Origin of the sequence: Flavonifractor sp. An100 (genome assembly GCF_002161175.1) — a bacterium.
GTDB lineage: Bacteria > Bacillota > Clostridia > Oscillospirales > Oscillospiraceae > Lawsonibacter.
The window spans coordinates 1-16,661 of record NZ_NFMA01000004.1 but is presented as its reverse complement, the minus strand read 5'-3'; the positions used below and the strand labels follow the sequence as shown (position 1 = coordinate 16,661).

Sequence of the window (16,661 nt, the reverse complement as noted above, 5' to 3'; positions counted from 1 at the left end):
GGGGGACTGGCGGTGAAACTGATCAATATCGGGTTTGGAAACCTGGTTTCTGCCAGCCGATTGATCGCCATTGTCAGTCCGGATTCGGCTCCAATCAAGCGTATGGTCCAGGAAGCGAGGGATCGTGGGGGACTGATTGATGCCACGTATGGCAGAAGGACTCGTGCCGTCCTGATCATGGACAATGACCATCTGGTGCTCTCGGCCCTTCAGCCTGAGACGGTTTCCGGGCGGCTAAATGGGGAAAAGGACGCAGAAGAGGAGGAAGAAGCGCCGTGGCAATAAAGAAAAAAGAAAAGGGACAGCTGATTGTCCTCTCAGGGCCTTCTGGCGTTGGTAAAAGTACGGTGATTGCAGAGTTGCTTGGGCAGCGGGACAACATTTATTTTTCCGTTTCTTACACCACCCGGCAGCCCCGAGTGGGAGAGCAGGACGGAGTCAACTACAATTTTGTTTCCCGAGAAGAATTTGAACGAATGATTGCCGCCAATGAGCTTTTGGAGTATGCCGAGTATGTGAACCACTACTATGGCACCTCTCTGAAAGCAATTCAAGACCGGCTGGATGCGGGAATCGATGTGCTGTTGGATATTGAAGTACAGGGAGCGGCAAAGGTGCGGGAGCGCTGCCCACAGGCCCTGTTCATCTTCATTATTCCTCCATCCTTTGAGGAGTTGTCCCGGCGTTTGCACAACCGAAATACAGACAGCGAGGATGTCATTGCTGGACGGCTGGAAAAGGCTCGGACAGAATTTCAGGAAATTCCCAAATACGACTTTTTGGTGATCAACGATAAGGTCTCCAACGCGGTGCATGAGATTGAGTCGATCCTTACTGCGGCAGAATGTCGGGTCGAGAACCGCAAGCAAATGCTTGCCCAGTTCTCCTAAATCTGCTGCCCCTATGTTTTGAATTGAGAAAAGGAGTCTTGTATTATGATGCTCTATCCTGCTATGAAAGATTTGCTGAAAAAGGTGCCCAGCCGATATCAACTGGTAAACGTCGTAGCCCACCGTGCCCGTGAAATTGCCAGCGAGGCGGAGTTGACCGGTGAGCCTCTGGAGGATAAGCCGGTTAGCATTGCCATCCGAGAGGTGGCAGAAGGAAAGCTGGACCGCACAGAACAGGAATGATTAGGGAGCAAGCGAAGGGGAGACCCTGCGCTTGCTTTCTGTTCCTTGGCAAAGTTTTGGAGAGGGAGGTACATCTGTGGGGCGCAGCGTGGCAAAGGTGGCGGTTGCAAAGGCGATTTACGCCATTGACCGGCCTTATGACTATTTGATCCCCACGGAATTGGAGGGGCAAGTGGTACCGGGGATTCGGGTCTTGGTTCCATTTGGCTCTGGAAACCGGGGCTCAGAGGGGATCGTTTTATCGGTGCAACAGCAGCCCTCCGTAGGTACTGCCCTTAAAGCAATTCAGGCTCTTTTAGACGAAGCGCCTGTGCTGGACCACTTGGCCATCCAACTGGCTCTCTGGATGCGGGAGCGTTATTTCTGCACCGTTTATGACTGTGTAAAAGCGATGCTTCCGGCTGGCTTGTCCTTTGCTCTGAGGGACTGTGTCAAGATTCGGGAGGGAGTAGACCGGACAGAGGCGGAGGCTACCGTCCAAAAGCATTCCGGAGCCAAGCAGCTGTTGGAACTGCTGTATTCCTGGGGCGGGCAGGGCGATATGGAGCAAATTCGCTTGGCCTTTGGCACCCGGGACCCTAATCCGGCTATCCGCCGCTTGGTGGAGGAACAAGTTGGGGTTTGGGAAACCAGTACCCAGCGTGGGATTGGGGATAAGTCGGAAAAAATGGCGGTGCTGGCCATTCCTCCGGAGGATGCAATGGCTATGGTGTCACCCCGGCGCCGAAGTGCTCCCCTGCGCTACTCGGTTACGGAGCTACTCTGCTCTCTTGGGGCAGCGTCAGCCAAGGAGCTGTGTTATTTTACCGGGGCCTCTATGCCCACCATCCGCTCTCTGGAAAAAAGTGGGATACTGACGCTGGAAAATCGAGAGGTCTTCCGCCGCCCCAAGGTGGAGGAGGTAGATCCGCTGCCGCCTCCCATTTTAAATGCGGAGCAGCAGAGCGCCTTTGAGGGGCTGGATGCTTTGGCGAAGTCGGAAAAACCGGCCGCAGCCCTGTTGTATGGTGTGACTGGCAGCGGGAAGACCCAGGTCTATGTTCGCCTCATACAGCAGACGTTGTCCAGAGGGCGGACAGCACTGGTATTAGTTCCGGAAATCGTTCTTACACCGCAGCTGTTAAGGGTATTTACTTCCTACCTAGGGGACAGCATAGCCGTCCTGCACAGCTCTTTGCGGGCAGGAGAGCGGTACGATGAGTGGAAGCGGGTACGCAAGGGAGAGGCAAAGGTTGTGATCGGAACCCGCTCCGCCGTTTTTGCACCTTTGGAGAATTTGGGATTGATAATCCTGGATGAGGAGCAGGAAGGCAGCTACAAGTCCGAGCAGGCGCCCCGCTACCACGCACGGGATGTGGCCAAATACCGGTGTGTGCAAAATGGGGCCCTTCTGGTGCTGGGGTCGGCCACTCCGTGTGTGGAGACCATGTATCAGTCCCAGAGAGGAAACTACCACTGCTTTTACCTGCGCAGCCGTTACAATCAAAAGGCATTGCCTGACGTTCTGATTGCCGATATGAAGGAGGAACTGGCCAGGCGGAATGTGACTGCCTTGAGCCAGGTGCTCTGCCGGGAATTGGAAGAGAATTTGGCGCGTGGGGAACAGACGATTCTATTTTTGAACCGGCGGGGAGCCAATCGAATGGTGACCTGTGGGGAGTGTGGGTTTGTCCCGGAGTGCCCCAGGTGCTCAGTAAAACTGACCTATCACTCGGCCAACCATCGGTTGATGTGTCACCACTGTGGCTATTCCCAGCCGTTACCGCCATCCTGTCCGCAATGCGGAGGAATGTTGAATTTTATCGGCATCGGCACCCAACGGCTCCAGGAGGAGGTGGAAGACCGCTTCCCGGGTGTTGAGGTGCTGCGGATGGATACCGATACCGTATCCTCTGCCCACCCTCATGAGGAGATTTTGGAACGTTTTCGGAAGGAGAAAATTCCAATTTTAGTGGGAACACAGATGGTGGCCAAGGGTCTGGACTTTGAAAACGTGACGCTGGTGGGGGTAATCGCTCCGGATTTGTCCCTATATGTGGATGATTTTCGGGCGGGTGAACGCACCTTCTCCCTGCTTACTCAGGTAGTGGGGCGGGCGGGCCGGGGGGAAAAGCGAGGGAGAGCGGTGATCCAAACCTACACTCCGGATAACGATGTCATTCGATTTTCCGCCCGTCAGGACTATGATTCGTTTTACCGCACAGAAATCCAGCTGCGCCGTCTGCGGGGGTATCCGCCCTTTACCGATCTGGTGGTTTTAACCGCTTCCGGCTTGGACGAAGGTGGGGTTCTTCGGTGTTGTGTCCGACTTCGGCGGGCTCTGGAAGCGGGACTGGACAAAGAGGGACATTGGCGAATCTTAGGACCGGCGCCAACCTCGGTAGCCAAAGTCAATAACCGCTACCGGTATCGTTTAACCCTGACCGGGCACATGGGCAAGGCGGCCCGGGCGTTCATTGCCCATCTGTTGCGTTCTGCCCACCAGGATAAAGAAAACAGAGGGATCTCGGTCTATGCAGACCTGGACCCCTATAACAGTTAATTTTACCACAGAAGGAGAAACGACAATGGCAATTCGTGAAATTGTGAAAAAGGGCGATCCCGTGTTGGGGAAGATGTGCCATCCGGTAACAAAGTTTGATGAGAAATTGGCGGATCTTCTGGATGATTTGAAGCAGACACTGGCTGAGGCAAATGGACTAGGTTTGGCAGCCCCTCAGGTGGGCATTCTCCGCCGTGCAGTGATTGTTATTAACGAGAGAGGGGAAATGCTGGAGCTGGTCAATCCAGAGATCCTGGAACAGAGCGGGGAGCAGGATGGCCTGGAGGGCTGTCTGTCTGTGCCCGGTATGTGGGGATATGTGAAGCGTCCGGACTGGGTAAAAGTGCGTGCCCAGGACCGCAAGGGCGATTGGTTTGAGGTAGAGGGACGGGATATAACGGCCCGCTGCTTCTGTCATGAATTGAGCCATCTGGATGGCCACCTATTTACCGAGCTGTGTGAAAAGCTGTATACCAGTGAAGAACTGGATGCCATGGTGGAGGAGCAGGAGGAGGGACAATGAGAATTGTCTTTATGGGTACGCCCGATTTTGCCGTCCCGTCCCTGGAGGCTCTGGTGCAGGCGGGACATGAGGTGTGCGGGGTATTCAGCCAACCGGACAAACCGGTGGGGCGCCACCAGAATAAGCTCCAGCCAACTCCGGTCAAAGCCTGCGCACAGAGTCACGGAATCCCGGTATTCCAGCCCACAAAGCTACGGGATGGGACAGCCTTGGCGCAATTGAAGGAACTGAACCCGGAGTTGATTGTGGTAGCGGCCTATGGCCGTATTTTGCCCGATGATATTCTTGCCCTGCCTCCCAAGGGGTGTATCAATGTCCACTCCTCTCTGCTCCCCAAATATCGCGGCTCAGCCCCCATCCATTGGGCTGTCATCAATGGAGAGCAGGAAACCGGTGTGACGATTATGCACATGGCTTCGGAATTGGATGCGGGAGATATTATCGCGCAGTTGGCTACGCCCATTGATCCCAATGAGACGGTGGAGACGGTACATGACCGTCTGGCTCAAATGGGAGGGGAACTGTTGGTCAAAACGGTGGCACAGATTGCTGACGGAACTGCTAGCCGCATGCCTCAGGATCCAGCGAAAGTGACTCTGGCCCCCATGCTTTCCCGTAGCTTGTCTCCCATTGACTGGGAGCAGCCGGCCCGGTCCATCCACAATAAAATTCGTGGACTGGTGCCCTGGCCTGCCACTTCCACTGACATTTTCTCCAAGGAACCGGTAAAGGTGTTTGCCTCTGTGGAGACAGGGGAAACTACAACCAAAGCGCCTGGAACGGTGGTGCGGACAGGCAGCGATGGAATTGATGTGGCCTGTGGAGATGGGCAGGTGTTGCGCCTGTTGGAGCTGCAGGCTCCCGGCAGCAGACGGATGGCGGCTGGTGATTATTTGCGCGGCCATCCCATTGACGCATCAAAGAATTGAGTCCTAGCGGACAATAGGAGAGAAGGAGGCGAAAAGAAATGGATGCTCGGGAAGTGGCAATGTTGACGCTGAACGCCTGCCAGAGACAGGGTGGTTGGACAGACGGCGAGCTAAAAAAGCAGCTGTCAGCAGCTGGTCTAGATCACAGAGATGCGGCCCTGGCCACGCAGCTTTGCTTTGGCGTGCTCCAAAATCAGATGTTGCTGGACTTCTATCTCTCCAAATTTTCCAATATTCCCCTTAAACGGATGGAAGGAAAGGTGCTTCAGATTCTTCGCCTTGGGGCATACCAGATGCTGTTTTTAACCAAAATCCCCCACAGCGCGGCGGTGAATCGAGCGGTTGCCATGACGAAGCTCCACTGTAAAAATCCACGAGCTGCGGGCATGGTTAACGGAATCCTGCGCAGTTTGGAGCGTAACCGGGACAACCTGCCGGTGATTCCCCAGCAGGACCCGGTCATGTACCTATCGACTCTTTACTCCCACCCGGAGTGGATGGTAAAGGAATTTCTCCTTACACTTGGTGAGCAGGAGACCCCTCAACTTTTGGCGGCTGACAACAGCCAGCCTCCCATGACGGGGATGGTCAACCGTTGCCGGACTACCACACAAGAGCTTCTGGCTCAGCTGGAGACAGAACAGGCCCAAGTGCAGCCCCACCCTTGGCTGGAGGACTGTGTAATTCTGACAAAAACCGGAAATCTGGAGCGCCTGCAGGCATTTCAAGAGGGGCTATTTTACATCCAGGATCCAGCTTCCCGGTGCGCCATATTAGCTGCGGCTGCTGAGCCGGGCATGCGGGTACTGGATTGCTGTGCCGCACCGGGAGGAAAGTCTTTTGCCGCGGCCATTGTGATGAAAAACCAGGGTGAGATCATCTCCTGTGACCTGCACCCCCACAAAAAACGGCTCATTCAGGCGGGGGCAGAACGTCTGGGGCTGACGATTATTCATCCCCAAACAGCAGATGGAAAGGTGTATCGGGAGGAGTGGGCCGAGGCCTTCGATTTGGTGATTGTAGACGCACCCTGCTCCGGTTTGGGTGTCATTCGAAAAAAGCCGGATATCCGGTATAAAGACCCAGAGCCTTTGGCCGAGCTTCCTCAGATTCAGCGATCCATTTTAAATAATGCTGCCCGTTATGTACGGCCGGGAGGAATTTTATTGTATTCTACTTGTACCCTGCTGTACCGGGAGAATGAAGAGGTGGTCCAGAGCTTTTTGTCGGACCACATAGATTACAAGCTGGAATCCTTTACACTTCCTGGACCACTTGGAGAAATTACCGCTGGCATGGTGACCCTTTGGCCTCACCGCCATGGTACAGACGGCTTTTTCATCAGCAAGCTGCGAAAGAGAGGTTGAACCTTTTGGTAGACATAAAATCCATGACCCTGGAAGAACTCACGCAGTGGTTCAAAGACCAAGGGGAGCCCGCATTTCGCGCCAAGCAGGTGTTCCGGTGGCTGTACCGGGGCGTAACCTCCTTTGAGGAGATGAGTGATCTCTCCAAGGGGCTGCGTCAGAAGTTGAAGGAAACTTGTATTCTTACGGCACCTAAGGTGGCACGGAAACAAGTGTCCCAGTTGGACGGGACCATCAAATACCTCTGGGAGCTGGGAGATGGAAACTGCATTGAGACAGTGTTTATGCGGTATAAGCATGGAAACACGGTCTGTATCTCCTGCCAGGTGGGGTGCCGAATGGGCTGCGCTTTTTGTGCGTCCACATTAGCTGGCAAGGTAAGGGACTTGACACCAGGAGAAATGGTAGATCAAGTGCTATTTACCCAGCTGGACAGCGGGGAGCCAATCTCTAATATTGTGTTAATGGGGATTGGGGAGCCCCTGGATAATTTTGACACGGTGATTCGTTTTCTTACCCTCATTAACCATCCCGATGGAATGAATATCGGGATGCGCCATATTTCTCTATCTACCTGTGGTTTGGTTGAGAAAATTGACAAACTGGCTGAATATGGGTTACAATTAACATTATCCGTTTCCCTGCACGCACCGGACGATGAGACTCGTTCTAAGATCATGCCGGTAAATCGTTCTGTGGGAGTGGACCGGCTGATGGACACTTGCCGCCGGTATTTCCAGACCACTGGGCGGCGAATCTCCTACGAATATGCTATGATTGATGGGGTAAATGATTCGGACTGGCAGGCGGACCGTTTGGCGCACTTGCTGAAAGGGACGGGAGGCCATGTCAATCTCATTCCGCTGAATAATGTGGAGGAGAGCCCCTTAAAGCCTAGCCGCCGTGTGGCGGCGTTTCAGAAACGGCTGGAGAGCCATGGCGTGACAGTAACGGTACGTCGCCGGCTCGGCAGCGATATTGACGCTTCTTGTGGGCAGCTTCGCCGGAAGGCGATGCGGCAGGACAACGGATGATTGTCTGCCCCACTGTTTACCAGCGCCGGAATGCCGGCAGAAAAGAGGACGATTTCCATGCAGATATGGGGGATCACCCATCGCGGTGCAGTCCGACAGCAAAATCAAGATGCCTATGCCACACAGAAGATGGAGGATGGCCGTATCATCGCTTTGGTCTGCGATGGGATGGGTGGCGCTCGGGCAGGAAACGTGGCAAGCGCCATGGCGGTAGACCTCTTCATGAAGCGGTTTATGGAGCAGGAGAAGGAATCCAACGACCAGGAGCGGATGCAGTCTGCGGCCGCTTTAGCAAACCAAGAGATTTTTCGCCGTGCTACTACAGAGGAGGAGTGCACCGGAATGGGCACCACCTTGGTGGCGGCGTTGGTTGGTAAGGAAGAGGCGCTGATCCTGAATGAAGGGGACAGCCGCGCCTATCATATCAGCCAGGCGGGGATTGTGTTAGTCACCCGAGACCACTCACTTGTGGAGGATATGGTAGAGCGGGGAGAGCTGACCCGGGAAGAGGCACGAAACCATCCCCACAAAAATTTGATTACCCGGGCCTTGGGAGCGGAGCCGATTTTGCTCACCGATTGCTTCCGCCAGCCGCTTAAGCAGGGGGAATATCTCCTGCTGTGCAGTGATGGCCTGAGTAATGTGGTGACAGAGCAGGAGATCCTCTATGAGGTGATTCACGGCGGAGAAGATGAGACCTGCTGCCAGCGTTTACTGGACATTGCCATGCACCGGGGAGCGCCGGACAATGTGACAGCGGTTCTGATTCAGGGATAAGGCCGGTCCCATGCTGAAGATATAAGGAGGAGATTTACCATGGATCAATACATAGGTAAATTACTCGATAACCGATATGAGATTCTGGAGGTCATCGGGACCGGAGGAATGGCGCGGGTCTATAAAGCGCGGTGCCATCGGCTCAACCGTTTGGTGGCCATTAAAATTCTGCGGGAAGATTTGGCCCAGGACGCAGAATTTCGCCGCCGGTTCCATGATGAGTCTCAAGCGGTTGCCATGCTCTCCCACCCCAACATTGTGGCTGTGTACGATGTCAGCCGGTCTTCTGAGCTGGAATATATCGTCATGGAGCTCATAGATGGCATTACCCTTAAGCAGTATATGCAGAAAAAAGGGAATAAGCTGAACTGGCGGGAGGCTCTTCATTTCACCACTCAGATTGTAAAAGCCCTGGGGCATGCCCACAGCCGCGGGATCATTCACCGGGATATTAAGCCCCATAACGTGATGGTTTTACGGGACGGCAGCGTTAAGGTGGCCGATTTTGGAATTGCCCGGGTGACGTCCGGAGGACACAGCACCTTGACACAAGAGGCGCTTGGTTCGGTGCATTATATTTCTCCAGAGCAGGCCAGAGGCAGCCATATTGATGCCCGCTCGGATTTGTACTCGGCCGGCGTGGTCCTCTATGAGATGATTACGGGCCGGCTCCCCTTCGAAGGGGACACTCCGGTCTCTGTGGCAATTCAGCACATCAACTCTATTCCACTTTCACCACGGGAAATTGATCCCACCATTCCGGAGGCCTTGGAAGAGATCACGATGAAGGCGATGGCGCCCAATCCGGATAACCGCTATAGCTCTGCTGATGAAATGCTGGCGGATCTGGAGGAGTTCAGGAAAAATCCCAATATCAATTTTGACTATAATCTCAGTGAGTTTATGCCGGAGGAGGAGCCCGACGAGGAGAAGACCCAAATCCGGACAGTTACCCATACCCACAGCCACAGTCGGGAACGCAGCCATAGCACTTCTCGAGGGTCTAGCCGTCCTTCCCGCCGCTATGAGGAGGAGGACGATCTAGAGGAGGACCGCCGTTCTGGCTCACCGTGGGTGATTGTGGCCGCTGCGGCGGGGGTTCTGGTGTTTGTGGCACTGGTGTTCATGCTGTTGTACAATACCATTTTCTCTGATCTTTTCTCCCCGCCCCAAAAAGATACAGTCCCCAATTTGGTTGGTCAGCTCTATGACGAAGTCAGCCAGAATAGCGAGCTTTTGGGTCGATTCACAGTGACCATAGGATCGACGGTGGAAAACGACGCAGAAGAGGGAACGATTCTGGAACAGGACCCCAAGGGAGAAAGCCAGGTAGGGGAGGATGTGACGGAAATCACTGTTACCGTCAGTGCCGGACCGAAAACGGTGGAAATGATCGATCTGGACGGCATGCATTATCTGGAGGCCTTCCAAGCCCTGAACAAGGCAGGAATTGCCTATGACACGCCCACCTATCAAAACGATGACAAAGTAGAAAAGGACCATGTGATCTCCTATACCCCATTGAAGGGAACGCCCATCTCATCGGGGACGAAGGTGCAGATGGTCATCAGTCTGGGACCGGAGACCAAGACCTTCCCCATGCCGACTTTGATTGGTATGACCCAGGAGAATGCTCTCAACCAGCTTGCTTTACAAAATTTGGAGCAGGGAGAGATCATTCCGGTATACAGCGATACTGTGGAAGAGGGCAAAGTGGTCGATCAGTACCCGGCCCCCAATGCAGAGGTATCTGAGGGGGACAAGGTAAATCTGAATGTGAGCCAGGGCCCTGATCCGGACACCCAGCCGAAGGAGGTCACCAATACCGTATCCATTCCTAATATCCCAGATACGGGAGAGATCATCAATGTATCAGTGATGATGGATGGAGTGGTGATTTACGAGAACGATATTGACACAGCCATGGAATTGCCCAATGTCTCCGTCCCGGTGACGGGAAAGGTGGGCGAGACGAAAACCCTAACTGTATTTATAAATGGGAGTCTCTATGATACGTTGACTGTGACCCTCGAGGAGTGACCATGGAAGGGATTATCACGAAAGCCCTCAGCGGGTTTTATTATGTGGACGATGGCCACTCTCTGACTGCTTGCCGGGGCCGGGGAAAGCTACGCCATGAGAAAATGAGTCCCCTGGTGGGAGACCGGGTTGAGTTTACCCCCTTGCCGGATGGGAGCGGGGCGCTGGACCAGGTTTTGCCTCGGAAAAATCAATTTTACCGCCCGGCAGTGGCAAATATTGATCAGCTGGTCATCATTGCCTCCGAGGCCATACCGGTGACCGATCCTTTTCTAATTGACCGGGTAGCGGCTATTGCGGAGAGCCGGGGATGTCCCAGCATCCTGTGTATTAACAAGTGCGATTTGGTCTCTGGCGCGGGGTTGGCGGAAATCTATGAAAAGGCGGGATTTCCTACTCTTCGGGTCAGCGCGGAAACAGGGGAAGGGTTGGACCAGCTGAAGGAATTGATTACTGGAAAGGTATCTGCCTTTACAGGAAATTCTGGAGTGGGTAAGTCCAGTATCCTCAACGCCCTTGAACCGGAGATTCAGTTGGCCACAGGGGATGTGAGCCGAAAGCTGGGACGCGGACGGCACACCACCCGGCACGTAGAGCTGTTTCGGCTGTCCTGTGATGCTCTGGTGGCAGATACACCGGGGTTTTCCTCCTTCGATGTGGAGCGGATGGAATTGACGCGGAAGGAACGGCTCCAAAGCTGCTTTCCGGAATTTGCGCCATACTTGGGCAAATGCCGCTTTCAGGACTGTGCCCACGTAAAGGAGCAAGGCTGCGCAGTACTTCAGGCTGTGAGAGAGGGAGCAATCCCAGCCAGCCGCCATCAAAGCTATGTCCGCTTGTATGAACAGGCCAAGTCCATTCCGGACTGGGAACGAAACGAACGTTAAACGAGAGAACGGCTTTTTTGCCGTTCTCTCGTTTTTTTGTGTCACTGGTAGGAACCAGACCATATACTGGATTAGCCGGGAACGGTCAATCTAACAGGGAGGGGAGGCGGTTTCATGGGCATCGTGGTAGTACGTTCTCCAAAGTGCCTGCGGGGTCTGCTGCGCAGGATTTTTGGCATGAAGTAAGCAAACAGGTCTATAACCCTCTCCGCAGGCATATAGTGTCACAAAGCCGGGGCCGCGTCCTGCCGGCCGAACACCATGACAAGGAGAGGACAAGAACGATGGAATTAGAATTTGACCGTGATACCATGATCTGTTACGAAACGGTGGCGGAGGTGACGCTGTGCCAGGAGGAGACACTGGAGAGTATTGTACCGGATGCCTGTCCGGACATTCTGCGCATTGTGGATGTGTGTGGCCAGGCGTACCTGGGGAGTAAGCAGGCAAAGGAGGGGACAGCGTCAGTTTCCGGGATGGTTCGGGCCGTCATTCTGTATCAGCCTGAGGGGGCCTCTGGCTTGCGCCGGATGGAAGTAGGACTCCCATTTACCTGTCAGGTAGAGGCCCAGGGACTGACAGAGCATGGGATGGTCCAGGCCAGTCCCCGCCTGCGAAATGCAGAGGCCAGAGCACTGAATCCACGCAAGGTTTTGCTGCGAGTGGACTTGGCGGTGGATGTGACGGCCTGTCAGCCGGTGGAGCATCCCATATGCAAGGGTGTGCTGGAGGAGGAGAAGGGGGCCCTGTGTCAGCGGCAGTATCATGGTGATACCTATCAACTGGTTTCTATCCAGGAAAAACCCTTTACATTTACAGAGTCCATTCGCCTTCCCTCTGGGCAAGGAGAGGCTCCTCAGGTTTTGGCCTGCCGTGCACAGCCTGTGTGTACTGAGTGTAAGCTAATTGGTTCCAAATTGATTTTTAAAGGCATGGCGGAGGTATACCTGCTGCTTCAGGAGCCGGAGGGAGGCATTTCTTCCGCTCATGAGTCACTTCCTTTTTCGCAAATCCTGGAGGTCTCCGGAGTCGGAGAGGAGGGGGATTGTCAGGTTCGGGTAGAGTTGACGGATCTACAGTGCCAAGAAGAGCCGGGGGACGGACGAAACTGGGAGGTTGCGCTGGAGTTGCTGGCGCAGGTGATGGTACGCTGCCGGCGCAGTGTGACGTTGCTGCAGGACTTGTACAGCACAAAATGGAAAACGGAGGTAGACAGCCAACTGTTGCCCCTGTGCCGCTTGGGGGAGCAGGGGATGCGGCCACAGACCGTGCGGGAACTGCTGGAAACCGGAGAGATGGTGCGAGGAGTTACCGACAGCCGGTTGTCTTTGGGGCAGCTCACCCAGAGCCGGGAGGGGGACCAGCTAGTTCTGACGGTAGAGGCATGGATTACCGTTTTATATTGGGATGAGCATGAGCAAATTCAGCGGATTCAGCGAACAATTCCCGTATCATGTCGGTTGGATTGTCCGACTGGATATCAATGCAGCTGCATTTGTCGGACCACGGGAGAAGTGTTTGCAGCCCCAAGTGCCGGAGGCATTGAAGTGCGTTTTCCTGTGGAATTTCATTACCTGTCCACCTGCCGGACTCCGATGGCCTTTGTGGAGAATGCCAGATTGGGGGATGCCAGGGCCAATGAAGACGGGAAGCGCCCGTCCATTGTATTACGCCTTGCTGCGCCTGGAGAGGGCGTTTGGGAAATTGCCAAAGCATATGGAACAACAGTGGAACAGATTCTGCAGGCCAATGAACTGGAAGATCAGGTGCTGCCGGAGGGCAAGATGCTGCTGATTCCCAGCTCCCGCTAAGAAACGGGCACCTTGTCTGTGGATGAGGTGCCTTTTTCATTCTGGAAAAAAGGACGAGTCGCTGTTATATTCCAGAGCTTATCCTCATAGAGTGTAAGGAAAACTACCGGCTTACCAAACGGGCCGAAGGAGGAATGGCAGTGGAAGACCGCAAAATCTACGAGGATATCGCACTTCGTACACAGGGCGATATCTACATCGGCGTGGTGGGGCCGGTCCGAACAGGAAAATCCACATTCATAAAGCGTTTTATGGAGACCTTGGTTATCCCCAATATTGAAAATGTCTACCGTCGGGAACGGGCCAGAGATGAATTGCCTCAGAGCGGGTCGGGCCGCACCATTATGACGGCGGAACCCAAATTTGTTCCGGAAGAAGCGGTTTCTGTGGCTGTAGACGGAGGGGCGGACTTCCAGGTCCGACTGATTGACTGTGTAGGGTATATGGTGGAGGGAGCGGTAGGCCAGTTAGAAGGGGAGACCGAGCGTATGGTCACCACTCCCTGGTATGACCATGAGATCCCCATGGCGGAAGCGGCGGAGATTGGAACACGAAAAGTGATTTCCGAGCACTCCACCATAGGGATCGTCATCACAACGGATGGCACCATTACCGACATTCCGCGAGAAGACTACGTAGAACCGGAGGAGCGGGTCATTTCAGAGTTGAAGGAGTTGGGAAAACCCTTTGTCGTATTGCTCAATTCGGCCTATCCCAATTCAGAGCGTGCAAAAGCAATCCAAGCAGATATCGCCCAGCGGCATGACGTTACTTGCCTTGCAGTCAACTGTTTGGAATTGGACCGGGAGCAAATCAGCAGCTTGCTCAAGAGTGTACTCTATGAGTTCCCCATGCAGGAGCTTGATTTGTTCCTGCCTCCCTGGGTGGATGCCCTGCCCCAAGAGCACCCGATCAAGGCTGCGCTGTATGCCGCAATACGGGAGGGGACCGGTCACCTGCGCCGGATCCGGGATGTGGAACAGGCGGTAGAAGCCTTCCGGGAGTGCGAAATGGTCAGCGAGACCAAAATTATATCCATTGACTTGGGTACTGGTCTCTCGATGGCTATGCTGGAACTGCCGCGGGCACTCTTTTATGCTACACTTTCCCAACAGTCTGGGTTCCAAATCGGGGATGACGGGGATCTAATGGCCTTGCTGACTGAATTAGCAGACGTGAAAGCATCTTATGACAAGGTGGCGGATGCATTAAAGGAGGTGGAGGAGACCGGCTATGGGATTGTTGTTCCCTCCATCGACTCTCTGGTACTGGAAGAACCTGAGATCACGAAACAGGGAGGCCGGTATGGTGTGCGCTTAAAAGCGAGCGCTCCATCCATCCATATGATCCGGGCCGACATTGAAACAGAGGTGTCCCCCATTGTGGGTGGAGAGAAGCAGAGTGAGGATATGATTAGCTATCTCCTGCAAGAATACGAAGGGGACAACAGCAAAATTTGGGAGGCCAATATTTTTGGGAAGTCGCTGCATGAGCTGGTGAATGAGGATCTCAATGCAAAGCTGAAACGAATGCCTGAGGATGCCCGCTCCAAACTGCGGGAAACGCTGCAGCGAATTATCAACGAGGGGTCTGGAGGACTTATCTGCATTATTTTGTGATTCAAAAAACATGGGCGGGAGCATGTAGGGTGCTCCCGCCCAAAACAATACCACAAATCAGCAAGAAATGAATGCACATGAGCCAAAGAAATATGTTGTCATGATACAGTTTAATGGGTCAATCCCAAATTCTGTGTAAAGTCCATTTCAGGTGCGAATAGAGCAAAATTAGTTTGTGGCGGCAGCGGGCTTGTCCGGCTGCCGCCTTGGTAACAAGATAACGCCGGTGGGGGGTGGATGTCAAGGGGGTTATTCTGTCAGATCATGCGAAGTTTACAGTATTGCCTACTGTGTAGCCGCCCTTTTTAGTCTGAGATTTCATCTTCCCCGACAAAGATAATGACCCTTGCGCCCTCTGGCAGTTTTGCCAACTCTGCTCGGCTTGGCTTGCCGAAAAAGACATACTGCCGCCTTTTGCCGTTGGCTTTCCGCTCCATCTGTTTCAGTTTTTTCAAGAGGACTTTACTCTGCATTGAAACATTCCTCCAAACGCTCCATTCTCGCTAAAATATCCCGGCTTTCTGCATAACGTGAAGTATAGTTAAAAATCAGCTCCGTTGCCCTCAATCTGGCGTTGATGGTCGCTTTTGGGTCGTTCAGCACCGCAACCACATTTTCAACCGCCGTTTCCAAACTGCTGGATAACTTCGTCCACGCCGCATTGACGATTTTCTCTTTCATATCCTGCAAAGCGGCCTGGAAGTCCTCATTCTGCAAATACTTGTAGCCCGTATTTCGGTTAATATGGGCTTCTCTGCAAGCGTGAGCGAGGTTATCCGTCCTGGCATACTCAATAAGAAAAATGGATTGTTTTGTGGTCAACCCCGCGATTTTTTCAATCTCCATAAAATCACCCCCTAAAAAGTTTCCTGTTGGTTTATGCTTACTCTGTCCCGTTTCTCTATGCTCACAGTATGCTTACATTCGCAAAGTTGGACTTGCTCTGCCTGCTCTCGTGGCGTTTCTCGCTGTTTTCTGCGCTGTCGGTGGTAGTAACAGCAGAAATATCCTCAACGGCGATCTCGCTTGTTTCTCGCTGTGAGAGCGTGGAGTTTACACTGTCCTCATGTGGACTTTGCTGTGGAACAGCCGTGCTTTCTGCCTGTTTTGCACATTCTCTCGTAATCTGCTGGTCTACTGCATAAGGAATATACCCCATCTGCCGCCCACTTCATTTTTCGCTCTTACAGCATTATCCACTGATACGCTGGTATCTTGGAAATAGATAGTCCCCGCTCGTTCTGACATATCGCGGCTAACCTGTTGCTCTGCTCTCTCTAACATCTTGTTGCCAATAACAGCCGCTTGCATATAAGGAAGTAACTGAGATTGCAGACTATCCAGTTTCGCCGCCTTATCTGCGTCAACTGTAGTCAATAAAAGCCCTTTGAAATCTGCACTCCAGTGTTGCAATATCGTATACTTCGAAAAGACACAAGGGAGATTGACTAAGCTGCAGAAGATAGGTTCTAATAAACGGGGTAAATGGCAGAACCATAGAAAAACAAGCGCCACGCCTGTCGTTCCAAAACGGAATGCAGGCGTGGCGTTCTTGCTTAATCTTTCAAGTCTGCGATCTCTCCCATGTCAGGCAACCAGACAGAAGACGCATCGACAAAACAACTTTTATCCTCCGCCTGCGCCGCGATGGTAGAGGGGATGGTTCCATCCAGCTGACCACGCACGCTTTCGGCGCGCAGCAGACAGAAATTCGTGATCGTCTCCACGCCCAGCTGGAAGTCCTCATAAGAGCAGAAAGCAGTAGGGTCTTTCTCTGCGTAAGGCATGATCATCGTGGTGGTGTCAGCCACGAATGCCTCAAAATATCCGCTCTCAAAATAGCTTTCGATCAGAGCGTCAAAGTATTCATGGTACCGAGCTGCGTACGCCGCTCAAAAAGTGCAACTTGACCGCAGATGATGGTGCATAGCCACCGCTGGAATGGTGCACCCATTCCGCCGAAATGGTGCATGGCGGCCGCTGGCGTGGTGCACCGGGC

At 53.5% G+C, this 16,661-nt stretch carries 16 protein-coding genes and 1 pseudogene; 13 read left to right on the top strand and 4 right to left on the bottom strand.

Features of this window, described 5'->3' with window-relative positions:
• The first annotated feature begins 6 nt into the window (after window positions 1–6).
• The 13 genes from B5E43_RS03430 (at window position 7) to spoIVA (ending at window position 14,662) form a co-directional block, all read left to right on the top strand.
• Window positions 7–285, top strand: coding sequence for a DUF370 domain-containing protein (locus tag B5E43_RS03430; RefSeq protein ID WP_087393676.1), 279 nt, complete (start codon window positions 7–9; stop codon window positions 283–285).
• Window positions 276–890, top strand: a complete 615-nt coding sequence (gene gmk / locus B5E43_RS03425) for a guanylate kinase (RefSeq protein WP_087393674.1) — start codon at window positions 276–278, stop codon at window positions 888–890. The genes B5E43_RS03430 and gmk overlap by 10 nt, the downstream gene beginning before the upstream one ends.
• A 45-nt stretch (window positions 891–935) precedes the next feature.
• On the top strand, window positions 936–1,133 hold the full coding sequence (rpoZ, locus tag B5E43_RS03420; protein WP_087393672.1) for a DNA-directed RNA polymerase subunit omega: 198 nt from the start codon (window positions 936–938) through the stop codon (window positions 1,131–1,133).
• Between the two features lie 76 nt (window positions 1,134–1,209).
• Window positions 1,210–3,675, top strand: coding sequence for a primosomal protein N' (gene priA / locus B5E43_RS03415; protein WP_087393670.1), 2,466 nt, complete (start codon window positions 1,210–1,212; stop codon window positions 3,673–3,675).
• Between the two features lie 25 nt (window positions 3,676–3,700).
• On the top strand, window positions 3,701–4,198 hold the full coding sequence (def, locus tag B5E43_RS03410; protein ID WP_087393668.1) for a peptide deformylase: 498 nt from the start codon (window positions 3,701–3,703) through the stop codon (window positions 4,196–4,198).
• Complete coding sequence (fmt, locus tag B5E43_RS03405) at window positions 4,195–5,127, top strand: methionyl-tRNA formyltransferase (protein WP_087393667.1); 933 nt, start codon at window positions 4,195–4,197, stop codon at window positions 5,125–5,127. The genes def and fmt overlap by 4 nt, the downstream gene beginning before the upstream one ends.
• A 38-nt stretch (window positions 5,128–5,165) precedes the next feature.
• Window positions 5,166–6,494: a 16S rRNA (cytosine(967)-C(5))-methyltransferase RsmB gene (gene rsmB / locus B5E43_RS03400; RefSeq protein WP_087393665.1), complete on the top strand. Its 1,329-nt coding sequence runs from the start codon at window positions 5,166–5,168 to the stop codon at window positions 6,492–6,494.
• Between the two features lie 5 nt (window positions 6,495–6,499).
• Window positions 6,500–7,528 carry a 23S rRNA (adenine(2503)-C(2))-methyltransferase RlmN gene (gene rlmN, locus B5E43_RS03395; protein ID WP_087393663.1) on the top strand — a complete coding sequence of 343 codons (1,029 nt, stop codon included), beginning with the start codon at window positions 6,500–6,502 and terminating at the stop codon, window positions 7,526–7,528.
• A 57-nt stretch (window positions 7,529–7,585) separates the two neighbouring features.
• Window positions 7,586–8,305: a Stp1/IreP family PP2C-type Ser/Thr phosphatase gene (locus tag B5E43_RS03390; RefSeq protein WP_087393661.1), complete on the top strand. Its 720-nt coding sequence runs from the start codon at window positions 7,586–7,588 to the stop codon at window positions 8,303–8,305.
• A 39-nt stretch (window positions 8,306–8,344) separates the two neighbouring features.
• Window positions 8,345–10,345: a Stk1 family PASTA domain-containing Ser/Thr kinase gene (pknB, locus tag B5E43_RS03385; RefSeq protein WP_087393659.1), complete on the top strand. Its 2,001-nt coding sequence runs from the start codon at window positions 8,345–8,347 to the stop codon at window positions 10,343–10,345.
• A 2-nt stretch (window positions 10,346–10,347) separates the two neighbouring features.
• A complete protein-coding gene (gene rsgA / locus B5E43_RS03380; protein ID WP_087393657.1) occupies window positions 10,348–11,232 on the top strand; it encodes a ribosome small subunit-dependent GTPase A in 885 nt (294 codons plus the stop codon).
• Window positions 11,233–11,516: 284 nt separating this feature from the next.
• Window positions 11,517–13,043 (top strand): SPOCS domain-containing protein, encoded by a 1,527-nt coding sequence (locus B5E43_RS03375; RefSeq protein WP_087393655.1) that lies wholly within the window; start codon window positions 11,517–11,519, stop codon window positions 13,041–13,043.
• Between the two features lie 140 nt (window positions 13,044–13,183).
• Entirely contained in the window at window positions 13,184–14,662 is a 1,479-nt protein-coding gene (spoIVA, locus tag B5E43_RS03370) for a stage IV sporulation protein A (RefSeq protein WP_343214264.1), read from the top strand.
• Window positions 14,663–14,967: 305 nt separating this feature from the next.
• Here spoIVA and B5E43_RS15045 read toward each other — a convergent pair whose 3' ends face one another.
• From B5E43_RS15045 to B5E43_RS03355, 4 genes and pseudogenes are all read right to left on the bottom strand, one after another.
• Complete coding sequence (locus B5E43_RS15045) at window positions 14,968–15,135, bottom strand: hypothetical protein (RefSeq protein WP_158098951.1); 168 nt, start codon at window positions 15,133–15,135, stop codon at window positions 14,968–14,970.
• Window positions 15,125–15,508, bottom strand: coding sequence for a hypothetical protein (locus B5E43_RS03365; RefSeq protein ID WP_087393651.1), 384 nt, complete (start codon window positions 15,506–15,508; stop codon window positions 15,125–15,127). The genes B5E43_RS15045 and B5E43_RS03365 overlap by 11 nt, the downstream gene beginning before the upstream one ends.
• A 61-nt stretch (window positions 15,509–15,569) precedes the next feature.
• Entirely contained in the window at window positions 15,570–15,821 is a 252-nt protein-coding gene (locus B5E43_RS15040) for a hypothetical protein (RefSeq protein WP_158098950.1), read from the bottom strand.
• 397 nt (window positions 15,822–16,218) lie between these two features.
• Window positions 16,219–16,539: pseudogene (locus tag B5E43_RS03355) on the bottom strand (CotH kinase family protein); the annotation flags it as partial.
• Window positions 16,540–16,661 lie beyond the last annotated feature (122 nt).